This window comes from Oceanospirillum sp. (assembly GCF_982874595.1).
Window position 1 is genome coordinate 1 of sequence record NZ_CEYNZH010000023.1, and the last position, 14,713, is coordinate 14,713.

Sequence of the window (14,713 nt, forward strand, 5' to 3'; positions counted from 1 at the left end):
TAACTTTTCGCAGCTGGAGACAGACTCCCGCGCCGATCTGAGCGGTAAAGTATTCCTCGCGCTGAAGGGCGAACGCTTTGATGGCCATCGCTTCTGCGCTCAGGCTGCAGAACAGGGCGCAGCAGGACTGGTGGTGAGTGAATATCAGCCTGAGGTCGATCTGCCGAAATGGTGTGTAGATGATACCCGTATTGCTCTGGGGCAGGTTGCGTTATACAACCGTGAGTTGTTTCAGGGGCCTGTCGTCGGTATTACAGGCAACAGTGGTAAAACTACTGTTAAAGAGATGCTGGGTTCTGTTCTGGCGCAGGTTTCCGGTGCTGAATCTGTTTTGATCACGGCCGGTAATTTTAATAACGATATCGGTGTACCACTGACACTGTTAAGGCTTTCGCCTGAGCATAAGTTTGCCGTTATTGAGTTGGGTGCGAATCATCTTGGCGAAATTGACTACTGTACCCGTCTGGCAAAACCGGATGTGGGGGTTGTGCTGAATGTGACCGGCGCGCATCTCGGTGAGTTCGGCTCTATGGATAATATTGCTCAGGCTAAAGGCGAGCTGATCTCTGCTCTTGGCCGCGAAGGTCGCGTGGTAATCAATCAGGATGATCATTTTGCACCCTACTGGCGGAAACTGGCCGGTGAACGTGTATTGATGGGGTATGGGCTGGAATCTGCGGATCTGACAGCCCAAAATGTTCGGCCCGGAAATAATAGCGGCAGCTATAGCTTTGATCTCTGTTATGACGAAGCCTTGTTCCCGGTTCATCTTAAGGTTCCGGCCAAGCATAATGTGAGTAACGCGGCCGCGGCTGCGGCAGCCGCCTGTCAGCTTGGTTTGTCATTGGAGGCTATAGCCGACGGCCTGCAGGCTTTTTCAGGTGTGAGTGGGCGTTTGCAAACCGTTACTGGCTTTAAACAGTCACGGATTATTAATGACAGTTACAATGCGAATCCCGGATCGGTTATGGCGGCCATCGATACGTTGATGGATTTTTCCGGGGTACATATTCTGGTACTTGGGGATATTGGTGAGCTGGGGGGTGAATCGGTTTCAGCCCATGCAGCCTTGGGTCATTATGCCCGTGAAAAGCAGGTAGATTACCTGTTTACCATAGGAATTTTGACTGAGCATACGGCGGAAGCCTTTGGGGATGGGGCCCGGCATTTTTCCGATAAGCAAAAGCTGGCTGAAGCCGTTACCGCCTTGCTGACATCGGAAACGACTGTGCTAGTTAAGGGTTCCCGGAGTGCACGGATGGAAGAGGTGGTTCACACCCTCTGCCTGTCTGAGTAAAGGCTGATGTAAACTGATTATTCCGAATTTAACCATGGAACAGCCGGGTTAGGTTACTTTGATTCGGCGAACATAAAACCTATAACGAAAAGCCCCGCAGAGGGCGCAACCAGGGAACTAACCTACAGATGCTTCTGATTCTTGCCGATTGGCTGTCTCACTACTACAGCGCTTTTTCTGTTTTTAACTATCTGACTTTACGGGCTATTTTAGGCGTTCTTACTGCGCTTGCTCTTTCCCTCTTTTTAGGTCCTTGGATGATCCGCAAACTGGTTTCTGCTCAGATCGGTCAGGCGGTACGTGATGACGGTCCTCAAAGTCATCTGAGTAAGAATGGTACACCAACCATGGGTGGAGCTCTGATCATCAGCGCTATCGCGATCAGTACTCTGTTATGGGGAGATCTGATGAACCGATATGTCTGGGTTGTACTGATTGTGACCCTGATATTTGGTGCCGTTGGTTGGGTTGATGATTATCGTAAGGTCGTTGAGAAAAGCTCGCGGGGGTTGCCTGCTAAGTGGAAATATTTCTGGCAGTCGGTTGCTGGTTTGGGGGCTGCGATCTTTTTGTTCCAGACCGCTCCTACAGCGGCTGAGACCTCTCTGATTCTGCCTTTCCTGAAAGACTTTAGCTGGGAGATGGGAATCTTTTTTGTCGTGCTGACGTACTTTGTGATTGTTGGTACGAGTAATGCGGTAAACCTGACTGATGGTCTGGATGGCCTGGCTATTTTGCCGACGGTGATGGTGGCTTCTGCGCTGGGGGTTTTTGCTTATGCCTCGGGTAATATCGAATTTTCGACTTATCTGAAGATTCCCTACATTGCGGGCTCCGGTGAGCTGCTGGTGTTCTGCGCGACAATCGCAGGGGCTGGCCTTGGCTTCCTTTGGTTTAATACCTATCCGGCCCAGGTTTTTATGGGCGATGTTGGTGCTCTGGCGTTAGGAGCTGCTCTGGGTGTTGTTGCTGTTATCGTTCGTCAGGAAATAGTGCTCTTTATCATGGGCGGTGTCTTTGTGATGGAGACGATCTCCGTTATCCTGCAGGTGGCTTCTTTTAAATTGACCGGACGGCGAATTTTCCGGATGGCTCCTATCCATCATCATTTTGAGTTAAAGGGCTGGCCGGAGCCGCGTGTCATTGTCCGTTTCTGGATTATTACTGTGGTTCTGGTGTTAATTGGTCTGGCGACACTTAAGTTGCGTTGACCGTAAAACAGCTGAAAGAGTTCATGTGTATTAACAGGATGTTGATACACCAAGATTAAAACGGCAGTGCCGTAACTAGAGTACTGAGAGGATTGCATTGTGTCCCATAGCGTAGTGATAGGTTTAGGTCAGACTGGCGTTTCCTGCGCCCGTTATCTGGCAAGCAAGGGAGAGCGTTTTGCTATTGCGGATACTCGTTTTAATCCGCCGGGTTTGGCAGAAATCGAACAGGAGTTCCCTGATGTGGAGCTCTGGCTTGGTCCTCTGGATGCGGGGCTTTTACGCGAAGCTTCCCAATTAGTGGTAAGTCCGGGGGTTGCCGTCAGTGAGCCTGCAATTGCTAAAGCGATGGATGCCGGTGTTCCTGTGATTGGTGATGTTGAGCTTTTTGCCCGTGAGGTTTCTGCCCCGGTTATTGCGATCACGGGCTCTAATGCAAAGAGTACGGTAACCAGTCTTGTGGGACATATGGCTGCTAAAGCCGGTATCAATGTAGGTGTGGGCGGTAATATCGGTCTGCCGGTACTGGATCTTCTGGCAGAAGGGGAGAAAGATCTTTATGTGCTTGAGCTTTCCTCTTTTCAGCTGGAAACGACCCAGAATCTGAGAGCTCAGGCGGCAACCATTCTTAATTTATGTGCTGATCATCTGGATCGGTACCCGGATATGTTGGAATACGGCCTGGCGAAGCAGCGCATCTACACCGGTTGCAAACTGGCGGTCGTTAACCGTGATGATGAAGCGACTCAACCGGTGCATGAATTTAAAAGCGACCTGGTGAGCTTTGGTCTGGATCAGCCAGAATCGGGTCAGTTTGGCTTGCAGACCCATGGTGGACGTCAATGGCTGGCTCAGGGCGATGAGTTGTTAATTGCTGCCGATGAGATTGCGTTAACTGGTCGCCATGGTCAGATTAATGCGTTGTCTGCCCTTGCTCTGGGACAGGGCGGCGGTATACCGATGGATGCGATGCTGGAAGCCCTGAAAGATTTTCAGGGGCTGGATCATCGCTGCCAGTTGGTGCTTGAACATGATGGTATTAAGTATATTGATGATTCTAAAGGTACCAATGTGGGCGCTACGGTTGCGGCCCTGAAGGGTTTGGCTTCCGATGGAGCATTGATTCTGATTGCCGGTGGCGATGGAAAAGGGGCTGCCTTTGATGAGTTGGCTGAACCTGTAGCCGAACACTGCAAAGCCGTGGTATTGATCGGACGTGATGCGAATCTTATCGCTGGAGCTCTAAAACCGGAGACGGTCATTTATCGTGCTTCATCCATGGATGATGCTGTTGCTCAGGCGGTTAGACTGGCTGAAAGCGGTGATCAGGTGTTGTTGTCACCGGCGTGTGCAAGCTGGGATATGTTTAAAGGCTACATTGAACGCGGAAGAGTGTACGCTGCCGCAGTAAAGGACCTTTGCCGTGCCGGTTGATCGTAAACAGCAGCTTCGGGATTGGTGGGAGAGAACCAGCGACAGACTTCAGCTGTTTTCGCAAGCCGCTTATCAGTTTCTGAAGCCGCTTTTAGCACTGCTCAATCTGGTTCATGTTAATAAGGAGATGACCCGCCGGATTGATGGTTGGCTGTTGTTTTCTGCACTGTTTCTGCTGTTTCTTGGCTGGCTGATGGTGACCTCTGCTTCTATGGAAATTGCCGGTAGTCGCTACGGAAATCCTTTCTTTTTCAGTATTCGCCATGGGATCTATTTGCTCATGGGGCTGGGCCTTGGTTTATTCATTGCTCTGGTGCCGATTCGCTGGTGGTATGACAATAGTTTTGCTCTGCTTCTGGTCGCTTTTCTATTGCTGATTGCCGTGCTTTTGCCGGGGATTGGCCGGGAAGTTAACGGCAGCTCCCGCTGGATTTCTCTCGGGCTGGTTAACCTGCAGGCTTCTGAGCTGGCTAAACTCTTTATGGTCGTTTACCTGTCGGGCTATCTGGTACGTCGTCTTGATGAGGTCCGTGAGCACTGGTCTGGTTTTATGAAGCCTCTGGCGGTCATGGGGTTTATGGGGCTGCTGCTGATTATGGAGCCGGATTACGGTGCAACCGTGGTGATTCTTGGCAGTATGCTGGGGATGCTGTTCCTGTCCGGTGTTGGCATGAAGCGGTTTATTATCCTGATGACCAGTACCATCGCCATGGCGGGTTTTATTGCCTTGATGCAACCTTACCGAATGAAGCGTCTGACTACCTATTTTGATCCTTGGGCTGCCCAATTTGATTCCGGTTATCAGTTGACTCAGGCATTGATCGCTTTTGGACGCGGAGGCTGGGATGGCCTGGGTCTGGGGAACAGTGTCCAAAAGCTCTTTTATTTACCGGAAGCTCACACAGACTTTGTTTTCGCGATTCTGGCTGAAGAGTTGGGTCTTTTAGGTGCATTGCTGACGCTTTTCATCTATGCCCTTCTGGTTTACCGGATGTTTGTGATCGCCCGGAAAGCGGGTGAACACAAACTGCTGTTCCATTGTTATGTTGCCTTTGGCCTGGCATTGGTCATTGCTGCGCAAACCTTTATCAATATTGGCGTGAATACTGGCCTGCTGCCGACCAAAGGGCTGACTCTGCCCTTTATGAGTTATGGAGGCAGTAGTCTTCTGATCAGCTGTGTGATGGTTGCGATCTGTCTACGGATTGATCAGGAAACACGTCATAAAGCCGAGTTTTATGAGAAAGAAAGAGTGAAGCATGTCCAACGTTATAGCCGGTAAACCAACGTCAAGTGTTGATATGGCTGCGGGCCATAATGCTGAGGGCAAGCCTGAGTTATCTATGGGGCGTTACACCGGAAAAAAAGTGATGCTGATGGCTGGTGGTACCGGTGGTCATGTAATTCCGGCTCTTTCTCTGGCGGAGCGCTTTGCTGCAGAAGGGTTGTCGGTGGAATGGTTAGGCAGCCCGCAAGGCATTGAAAATCGCTTGGTGCCTGCTGCGGGTATCCGGCTGAATCATATTGATGTGATGGGGCTGCGCGGTAAAGGGCTCATGCGTAAGTTAGCAGCGCCTTTTCTGATACTGAAGGCTGTTAAACAAGCTATTGTCATTTTACGTCGTTTTAAACCGGACTTTGTTGTTGGCTTAGGTGGTTTTGCCAGTGGCCCGGGTGGAATAGCTGCCCGTATGCTGGGTATTCCTGTTTATATCCATGAACAAAATGCTGTTGCAGGTATGACTAACCGTTGGTTATCAAAAGTGGCGCGGCAGACCTTTGCTGCTTTTCCTAAAGCTTTTGCTGAGAAAACCGGTGCTGTAGTAACAGGTAATCCGGTGCGCGAAAGTTTGTTGTCGATACCTGATAAACCAGCGATTAAAGCCCCCGTGAAATTGCTGGTTATTGGAGGCAGTCTTGGCGCTCAAGTTTTTAACGAGCGCCTACCGGAAGCGATTTCAAAACTGCCTGATAATATCCGGCCTGAGATCTGGCATCAGTCAGGTAAAGATAAGCTGGACGTTACACAAGATCACTATAAGCAAATGCAGGTCACAGCGCGCACTCAGGAATTTATCGATGATATGACCGGAGCCTTTGATTGGGCCGACCTGGTGATTTGTCGTGCCGGTGCTTTGACGGTTTCAGAATTGGCTGCGGCTGGCCGAGCATCGGTTCTTGTTCCTTTACCGATAGCGGTAGATGATCATCAGACAGCTAATGCGCGCTTTTTAGTTGAGGCAGATGCAGGTATTCTGCTGCCTCAAAAAGAGATGGATGCTGATAAGCTGGCTAAAATGCTGGAATCTTTATTCGGTGATCCAGAGAAAATTTTAGCGATGGGCAAGAATGCCCGTCGTGTTGTACGACCAATGGCTACTGAAGCGGTCGTTCAAGGGTGTTTGGAGAAGAGTTTTGGCTGAAGAAAGAGTGGGTTTTCAAGTCCCAGAAATGCGCCGCATTCGTCGGATTCATTTTGTTGGTATCGGCGGTGTTGGCATGTGTGGTATCGCTGAGGTTCTTCTCAATCAAGGCTATCTGATTTCTGGTTCTGATCTGAAAAAGTCAGCCAGTGTTCAGCGCCTTCTTGATCTTGGTGCTGAAGTCTTTATTGGTCATGACGAGTCCAATGTTTATGGTGCTGATGTTGTTGTTGTGTCCACTGCGATCAATACTGACAACCCTGAAATTGCCTATGCGGTTCAGCGTCGTACTCCGATTGTTCGTCGTGCTGAGATGTTGGCGGAGCTTATGCGCTTCCGCCACGGCATTGCTGTGGCCGGAACGCACGGAAAGACGACGACAACCAGCCTGATGGCTACCGTTTTGGCTGAAGGGGAGCTGGATCCGACCTTTGTTATTGGTGGTCGTTTGAACAGTGCCGGCAGTAATGCGAGACTGGGCGAAAGTCGCTATCTGGTGGCAGAGGCGGATGAGAGTGATGCCTCGTTTTTGCATCTGCAGCCGATGGTGGCCATTGTCACTAATATTGATGCAGACCATATGTCTACCTATGGCGGTGATTTCAGCAAGTTAAAACAGACGTTTATCGACTTTCTGCACAATCTGCCCTTTTATGGTCTTGCGGTGATCTGTGTCGATGATCCTGTTGTACGAGAGCTTATTTCTCAGATTAGTCGTCCAATTCTGACTTATGGCTTTAGTGATGATGCGGATTACCGAATCGCTGATTTCAGTCAGCAAGGGCAGAAAATTCACTTCACTGCTATACGGCCGGATGGTCACGACGATCTTCAGATCACTTTGAATATGCCTGGTCGTCATAATGCACTGAATGCTTTGGCGACGATTGCCGTCGCCACTGACGAAGGCGTAAGTGATGCAGCAATTATTGCCGGTTTGGCCCGTTTTGATGGTGTTGGCCGTCGTTTTCAGGTTCTGGGACAGTTGGAGCACGACCAGGGGCAAGCGATGTTGGTGGATGATTATGGCCATCATCCAACAGAAGTTGATGCGACGATCAAAGCCGTTCGCAGTGGTTGGCCTGATAAGCGTCTGGTGATGGTATATCAACCGCACCGTTTTAGCAGAACACGCGACCTCTACGAAGATTTTGTCCAGGTGCTTTCAGGTGTGGATAAGCTCCTGTTAATGGAGGTTTATGCTGCAGGTGAAGAAGCGATCCCCGGTGCTGATGGACGAGCGCTTAGCCGAAGTATTCGCGAGCGTGGGCAGGTGGAGCCTGTGTTTTTGCCTGAAAAAACTGAACTGAGATCTGTTCTTAAATCCGTACTTCAGGATGGTGATATTCTCCTGATGCAGGGGGCTGGGGATATAGGTGGTCTGGCGATCAACCTGAGTACTGAGGGGCTGGAGGAATCCGGTGATGAGTAAAGTTGAAAAGCTCAGTTCATCTCTGAGAGTTGCAGTTCTTTATGGAGGAACTTCTGCTGAGCGAGAGGTTTCACTTAAAAGCGGCAGTGCTGTAATTGCAGCACTGAAAAGTGTCGATGTGGATGTTATCGGCATCGATATTGATAAAACGGGTGACTGGTTACCGCAGCTGCAACAGGCTGACTTTGATATCGCATTTCTGGCGTTGCATGGTCGCGGCGGGGAAGACGGTACAATTCAGGGACTGCTTGAATGTCTTGAGATTCCATACACCGGCAGTGGTGTGCTGGGTTCTGCTCTGGCAATGGATAAGCTTAAAACCAAGCAGGTTTGGCAGACATTAGGCCTGCCAACCCCTGGCTACTGCTGGATTGATGCATCGACTGACTTGGCAGACGTCTGGCAGAAGCTTGAGGGTAAGCCGCTGATGGTTAAGCCGGCCCACGAGGGATCCAGTATCGGCATGTCTAAGGTTGATCATCTTGAGCAGTTGCAGTCGGCTGTCGCTAAAGCTGCAGACTTGGATAGCTGTGTTTTTGTTGAGCAATGGGTTACTGGTAAAGAGTACACAGTTGCCATTCTTAATGGCGAAGCTCTTCCGGTTATCGGTCTTGAAACGAATCATCAGTTTTATGATTACGAGGCTAAGTATCTGGTTAATGATACTCGTTACCTACTACCCTGCGGCTTATCTCATGAACAGGAGAAAGCGTTACAGGTAATATCCCTTGAAGCCTTTAATGCGGTAGGCTGTCAGGACTGGGGGCGTGTTGATCTTATGGTGAATGAATCAGGTCAGTTACAACTGCTTGAGGTTAACACTCTACCAGGGATGACAGACCACAGCTTGGTGCCTATGGCAGCTAAGGCGAAAGGCTATAGCTTTCCAGAGTTAGTATTGGCTGTCATTGATGCCGCTAGGAAGCGTTATGGCTTTTAATTAAGTTGCTACTAAGCCGGAGGTTGTGAGTTGAGTTTGCTGGAGCGTATCAATTGGTTAAACCCTCTTGTATTAACGGGGATATTTGTTTTACTGGTCGCAGGATTTAAGTTAATTCATCCATTGTTTTTCTGGCCGGTTGACGGCGTCCGTGTTTTGGGTGCGATAGACCATGTGGAAAAAAAGCGTCTGCAATTTGTTCTGGCAGATACTTTAGCCTCCGGTTTTCTGGCGTCTGACATGAATGAAGTGAAAAACGGTGTGGAGGCCCTACCCTGGGTTGCTGAGGCTAAGGTGAGGAGGGTTTGGCCTGAACAGGTTGAGATTGCGGTAGTAGAGAAAAAGCCGATTGCAAATTGGTTGCAAAATGGACTTCTTGACTCTAATCTAGTTGCCTTTTTTCCGGTCAAACGCCCTGATTATAGTGATCTGCCGAAACTTGCTGGGCCTGGGGGGACAGAAAAAGAGGTTTGGGCGTTTTATCTCAAGCTGCGAAAGAGGTTAGAGGTCTCAGGGTTGAGTGTTGATGTTGTTTCGCTGGCACGACACGGTGCTTGGTCTGTTCATATTAAAGAAGGACCTTGGCTCTTGTTAGGAAAAGAGCAAACTCATGAAAGGCTGGAACGGATTCACACCGTTTTATCCAGTCTTCAAGGACGATGGGAAGAGGCTCGCTTGGTAGATCTGCGATATCCCAACGGTTTTTCTGTTGAATGGTTGCAATAGAATTTATAATCTACGGCAGTGCCTTGGATTTCTTTAGATTTATTTTATGGTTTACGTTGACGCGTTGAGGAGAATGCCCGGCTTATGGCTGCAAATATGACGAACAACAATATGGTTGTCGGGCTTGATATCGGAACATCAAAAATCGTTGCCATTGTTGGCCATCTTACTCCAGATGGCGAGGTGGAAATTGTAGGTATAGGTTCTCACCCTTCTCGTGGACTGAAAAAAGGTGTTGTGATTAATATTGAGTCTACAGTCCTTTCTATCCAACGCGCCATTGAAGAGGCAGAGCTGATGGCGGGGTGCAATATCCATTCTGTATATGTAGGTATTGCCGGTAGTCATATTCGAAGCATGAACTCAGATGGCGTTGCCTCAACGTCTAATCGTGAAGTTACTGAGGACGATATTGATCGGGTCGTCAGTTCTGCCCGTGAAAAAGCAACATCGCGAATTACGACCGATCAGGAAATAATTCATGTTATTCCTCAGGAATATACGATTGATCTCCATGAGGGTATCAAAGAGCCACTAGGTATGTCTGGGCGTGAAATTAAAGTTCAGGTTCATTTAGTGACTGCTGCCGTCAATGCGATCCAGAATATTGTGAAGTGTGTTGGGCGCTGTGGCCTTGAAGTTGATGGGGTTATTCTTGAGCAATTGGCATCCAGTTATGCCGTGCTTAATGAGGATGAACGGGAACTGGGTGTTTGCTTGGTTGATATCGGTGGCGGGACAACAGATATTGCTATCTTCACCGAAGGGGCGATCAAGCATACTTCAGTGATTCCGATCGCGGGTGATCAGGTTACGAATGATATTGCGATGGCGTTGCGTACGCCAACGCAGAATGCGGAAGAGATTAAAATAAAATATGCATGCGCATTAACGCAGCTGGCGAGTGAAGATCACGTCTTTCAGGTGCCCAGCGTTGGTGAACGAGCGCCTCAGGAGTTATCTAGGCAGCGTTTGGCGGAGGTGGTAGAGCCTCGTTACGAAGAATTGTTTAATCTGGTTTTGGATGAGATTCGTCGGAGTGGTTATGAGGACCTTATTCCTGCGGGGATTGTGCTGACCGGTGGGACTTCTAAAATGGAAGGTGTTGTTCAGCTTGCTGAAGAGATCTTTCATATGCAGGTGCGTATTGCCTCGCCAAGCAACATAAAAGGATTATCGGATGTTGTAGGTAATCCTATCTATTCGACAGGGGTTGGGCTGTTGGTGTATGGGTTGGAAAATACAGGAACTACAGCTTCCCGGGCGACCTATGTTGAGGAGCCGTCATCTGTGCAAGCTGATGATACAGGCATCGTTGAGAGAATCAGAGGCTGGTTCAAAGGCAACTTCTGATGAGCTGCGTTAAGTGCGTTTGAGGAGACTGAAACATGTTTGAGATTTTAGATAATGCAGCAAACGCCAATGCTGTCATCAAGGTCGTTGGTGTTGGCGGTGGTGGTGGTAACGCAGTAACGCACATGCTTCGACATAATGTTGAGGGTGTGGATTTTATCGTTGCCAATACGGATGCTCAGGCCCTGAAGAAGGTCGAAGCCAAAAGTATTCTCCAGCTTGGTAGTGAACTCACAAAGGGGCTTGGTGCAGGTGCAAACCCTGAAGTAGGTCGTCAGGCTGCTCTTGAAGATCGTGAGCGTATCGCGGAGCTGCTTAATGGTTCTGATATGGTCTTTATCGCTGCTGGTATGGGTGGTGGTACGGGTACTGGCGGTGCTCCTGTGATCGCGGAGGTCGCTCGGGAATTGGGGATTCTCACCGTTGCTGTTGTGACCAAGCCTTTTCCTTTTGAAGGCCGTAAACGAATGGCAATTGCTGATCAGGGTATCCAGGCTCTGTCCGAGCATGTTGATTCGCTGATTACAATTCCCAATGAAAAATTGCTGACTGCGCTGGGTAAAAATACCAGTTTGCTTCAGGCTTTTAGTGAAGCGAATAACGTTCTTTTGGGTGCTGTTCAGGGTATTGCTGATCTGATCACGCGTCCAGGCATGATTAACGTCGACTTTGCGGACGTCCGTACTGTTATGTCTGAAAAAGGCATGGCAATGATGGGTACTGGTACTTCCAGTGGTGAGAATCGTGCGATTGAAGCCACTGAGAAGGCGATTCGTAGCCCTCTTCTGGAAGATATCGATCTACGTGACGCTCGAGGTATTCTGGTTAATATCTCGGCGGGTTCAGACTTCTCCATTGGAGAATTTACTGCCGTAGGTGATTTGTTGGATGAATTCTCATCTGAGCACTCAACCGTTGTGATTGGTACTTCTATTGATCCTGAAATGGATAACAATGATGAAGTCAAAGTTACGGTAGTAGCTGCCGGTTTAGAACAGGACCGCATCGTCGTAGCTGACGATCCGAAGCCTACGGTGGTGGCTGCATCCTCAAAGCCTCAATCCGCTGCACCTGTTGATTATACTAAACTTGATAGACAGCCTGCGATTAACCGGAAAGGGCAGGATGCAGCAGCAGTAAAAAAACAGGCAGAAAATAAGTCTGATATGGATTATCTGGATATTCCAGCTTTTTTACGTCGTCAGGCTGATTGATCGTCATGTATAGATGAACTCTATTGATAGTTGTAAAGGTTGGATAGAAACTGATTTTTTTCTGTTATAATCCATAGGTGTAATCTACTCTTCAAAGAATTAAACATGATAAAACAGCGGACTCTAAAGAATACGATTCGAGCGACAGGTGTTGGTTTGCACTCTGGAGAAAAGGTGTATCTAAGTATGCGGCCTGCCGCAATTGATACCGGAATCGTATTTCGTCGAACGGATCTTGATCCGGTAGTTGAAATCAAAGCTACAGCTACGAATGTATGTGAAACGACGATGTCCACGACCATTTCGAATGGCGACGTAAAAGTGGGAACTGTAGAGCATTTGCTGTCAGCGCTTGCAGGTTTGGGAATTGATAATTTATACGTTGAGGTCAGTGCTCCGGAAGTGCCTATTATGGACGGAAGTTCTGGTCCTTTTGTTTTTCTTGTTCAGTCTGCAGGTATTCAGGAGCAGGAAGCCGCTAAAAGATTTATAAGAATTAAGAAACCGGTTGTTGTGAGCGACGGTGATAAGAGTGCTTCATTTGTTCCTTATGATGGCTTCAAAGTATCCTTCGCAATTGACTTTGATCATCCTGTATTTACCTCCCAGCGCCAAGATATCTCTATCGATTTTTCCAGTACTTCCTTCGTAAAAGAAGTCAGTCGAGCTCGCACCTTTGGCTTTATGCAAGATATTGAGTTTTTGCGTTCAAAGAACTTAGCATTGGGTGGGAGTATGGATAATGCTATCGTTGTAGATGAGTACAGTATTCTGAATGAAGATGGCTTGCGTTATGAAGATGAGTTTGTTCGCCACAAGGTTTTGGATGCGATTGGTGATCTCTACCTGTTGGGTTATGGTTTGGTTGGTGAGTTTAATGGTGTTAAGTCTGGTCACGGTTTAAATAATAAATTGTTACGTGAGCTGCTGTTAAATAAAGATTGCTATGATGTTGTTACTTTTGAAGAAGCAGAAGAGTCTCCAATTTCTTATATGAAGCCTGCAGCAGCAGGTTGATTTGTTTATGTTCTTAAAACCTCCGTTTTAGGAGGTTTTTTTTGCCTGTTTTTACAGCGGCAATATAGAGTGTTACGGTCAGTATAGCGGCGTTTGGCGTTAGTTGATTTCTGAATTCCTGATGTGTTTGGCTAGCTTGGTGAGGCTGTCTTTCAACGCGCTGTTGATGCAGTTGTCAGCGGCATGATCTACTTCCTTAGCGATCCGTTCAGAGCGATGAGGTTTTTCTTTCATTACCGGTTCCGGCTGCCTTTTTTCAGGTCGGACCTTGATCGTTACCTTTTCAATTCTTGCCCACGAGTAGCGTTGGTTTATTTTTTGCATTACTAGCCGTTGTTGGAGTCTGAGTCGTGTCAATAAAGCTGCCGATGCGATGTGGATAACAACTTCAAAGCGGTTGATGTTTGCCACCTTGGCTTTTCCGGCAAATTGTGACGGCAAAAGTGAAGATATCTCTGTGTCTAACTGTTGCAGAATATCAGCTTTGTGAAACAGCTTGCCCAGCAAGGTATTTTCTTTGTTAATAATCTCATTAAGGCGTTTTGTCGCGCGGTATGATCGCATATACTGTGTCTGTTAATGGGTCAAGTAAAAAAGTATCTAAGATACGGAAATTGTAAAAGGTTGGTTTAATGAATATCGTAATTTTTAATGATAGCCATTCAGCGTCGAAAAACCTACACATACCGGGATGGTTGATGGGGTTGTTACTGACGATATTCATTGTTGCACCTCTGACCTTTGGTGGTGTTGGTCTTTACCTGACGATGAATAATGAGTCTCCGCTGCTTACAGAGGAATCTGCACAAGAGTGGCTGGATGACATTCGTCAGCAGAAAAATGATATTGATATTTTGCGTCGTAACTCTCAGGAACAGTTGGATGCTCTGACAGTACGGATTGCAGAGCTTCAGGCTCGGTTAGTACGCCTTGATGCGTTAGGTAAGCGACTGACTCATATTGCAGATCTGGAAGAAGGGGAGTTTGATTTTGATCGTACACCTCCTGTTGGCGGTCCTGAAGTGATGGAGATGGGTGTCAGTGTAGAAGTTGATGATTTCGTTTCTACCATTGATGATCTAGCACGTACCATTGATGATCGCGAGCAGCAGCTTCAGGTTATTGAATCCCTTTTGGGTAGCCGTAAAATTCAAGATGATGTCTTTATCGCGGGGCGCCCTATTAAAAAGGGTTGGTTGTCTTCCAAATATGGTAAGCGTACCGATCCGTTTACCGGCCGTATCGCATGGCATGAAGGTGTCGACTTCGCTGGTAAAGATGGTTCTGATGTGATTGCTGTAGCTGCTGGCGTGGTAACTTGGGCTGGTCCTCGTTATGGCTACGGACTGTTGGTTGAGATTGATCATGGTGATGGCTACACCACTCGATATGCACACAACAAAAAAGCGTTGGTTAAACCTGGTGATATTGTCAGTAAAGGCCAGGTTCTTTCCCTGATGGGGAGTAGTGGACGCTCAACCGGCCCCCATGTTCATTACGAAGTACGGCACAGGGGGCGTTCAATGGATCCCGCCAAGTTTATTTATCGCGCCAGTCGATAAACCCCGCCTAGAATCATTTCTGCCCGCATAAGTACGTGTTACTATGCGGGCAGAATTTTTTTATTTTTCCGTGCCTTAACGCTCAAATGCGTTCTCAAAGCTGA

Annotated in this window: 13 protein-coding genes; 12 read left to right on the forward strand and 1 reads right to left on the reverse strand. The window is 48.1% G+C overall.

The window, feature by feature from the left end; genetic code table 11:
- From AC4GL5_RS10995 to lpxC, 11 genes are all read left to right on the forward strand, one after another.
- Positions 1–1,297 (forward strand): UDP-N-acetylmuramoyl-tripeptide--D-alanyl-D-alanine ligase (locus AC4GL5_RS10995; RefSeq protein WP_490382833.1); only part of this gene is annotated, 1,297 nt, incomplete at its 5' end.
- Between the two features lie 128 nt (positions 1,298–1,425).
- Positions 1,426–2,508 carry a phospho-N-acetylmuramoyl-pentapeptide-transferase gene (gene mraY / locus AC4GL5_RS11000; RefSeq protein WP_490382834.1) on the forward strand — a complete coding sequence of 361 codons (1,083 nt, stop codon included), beginning with the start codon at positions 1,426–1,428 and terminating at the stop codon, positions 2,506–2,508.
- Between the two features lie 99 nt (positions 2,509–2,607).
- On the forward strand, positions 2,608–3,942 hold the full coding sequence (gene murD / locus AC4GL5_RS11005) for a UDP-N-acetylmuramoyl-L-alanine--D-glutamate ligase (protein ID WP_490382835.1): 1,335 nt from the start codon (positions 2,608–2,610) through the stop codon (positions 3,940–3,942).
- On the forward strand, positions 3,932–5,224 hold the full coding sequence (gene ftsW / locus AC4GL5_RS11010) for a putative lipid II flippase FtsW (protein ID WP_490382836.1): 1,293 nt from the start codon (positions 3,932–3,934) through the stop codon (positions 5,222–5,224). Before murD ends, ftsW begins: the two co-directional genes overlap by 11 nt.
- Positions 5,202–6,365, forward strand: a complete 1,164-nt coding sequence (gene murG / locus AC4GL5_RS11015) for an undecaprenyldiphospho-muramoylpentapeptide beta-N-acetylglucosaminyltransferase (RefSeq protein ID WP_490382837.1) — start codon at positions 5,202–5,204, stop codon at positions 6,363–6,365. Before ftsW ends, murG begins: the two co-directional genes overlap by 23 nt.
- 28 nt (positions 6,366–6,393) lie before the next feature.
- On the forward strand, positions 6,394–7,797 hold the full coding sequence (murC, locus tag AC4GL5_RS11020; protein WP_490382838.1) for a UDP-N-acetylmuramate--L-alanine ligase: 1,404 nt from the start codon (positions 6,394–6,396) through the stop codon (positions 7,795–7,797).
- Entirely contained in the window at positions 7,790–8,737 is a 948-nt protein-coding gene (locus AC4GL5_RS11025) for a D-alanine--D-alanine ligase (RefSeq protein WP_490382839.1), read from the forward strand. Before murC ends, AC4GL5_RS11025 begins: the two co-directional genes overlap by 8 nt.
- Positions 8,738–8,767: 30 nt before the next feature.
- A complete protein-coding gene (locus AC4GL5_RS11030; protein ID WP_490382840.1) occupies positions 8,768–9,463 on the forward strand; it encodes a cell division protein FtsQ/DivIB in 696 nt (231 codons plus the stop codon).
- An 84-nt stretch (positions 9,464–9,547) separates the two neighbouring features.
- Entirely contained in the window at positions 9,548–10,816 is a 1,269-nt protein-coding gene (ftsA, locus tag AC4GL5_RS11035; protein ID WP_490382841.1) for a cell division protein FtsA, read from the forward strand.
- Positions 10,817–10,851: 35 nt separating this feature from the next.
- Positions 10,852–12,030: a cell division protein FtsZ gene (ftsZ, locus tag AC4GL5_RS11040; protein WP_490382842.1), complete on the forward strand. Its 1,179-nt coding sequence runs from the start codon at positions 10,852–10,854 to the stop codon at positions 12,028–12,030.
- A gap of 105 nt (positions 12,031–12,135) precedes the next feature.
- Positions 12,136–13,047, forward strand: coding sequence for a UDP-3-O-acyl-N-acetylglucosamine deacetylase (gene lpxC / locus AC4GL5_RS11045; protein ID WP_490382843.1), 912 nt, complete (start codon positions 12,136–12,138; stop codon positions 13,045–13,047).
- A gap of 99 nt (positions 13,048–13,146) precedes the next feature.
- On the opposite strand, the gene AC4GL5_RS11050 is transcribed toward lpxC, so the two are convergent.
- Positions 13,147–13,611, reverse strand: coding sequence for a DciA family protein (locus AC4GL5_RS11050; protein WP_490382844.1), 465 nt, complete (start codon positions 13,609–13,611; stop codon positions 13,147–13,149).
- A gap of 68 nt (positions 13,612–13,679) precedes the next feature.
- On the opposite strand from AC4GL5_RS11050, the gene AC4GL5_RS11055 reads away from it, so the two are divergent.
- Positions 13,680–14,609: a peptidoglycan DD-metalloendopeptidase family protein gene (locus AC4GL5_RS11055; RefSeq protein ID WP_490382845.1), complete on the forward strand. Its 930-nt coding sequence runs from the start codon at positions 13,680–13,682 to the stop codon at positions 14,607–14,609.
- The last annotated feature ends 104 nt before the right edge of the window (positions 14,610–14,713 follow it).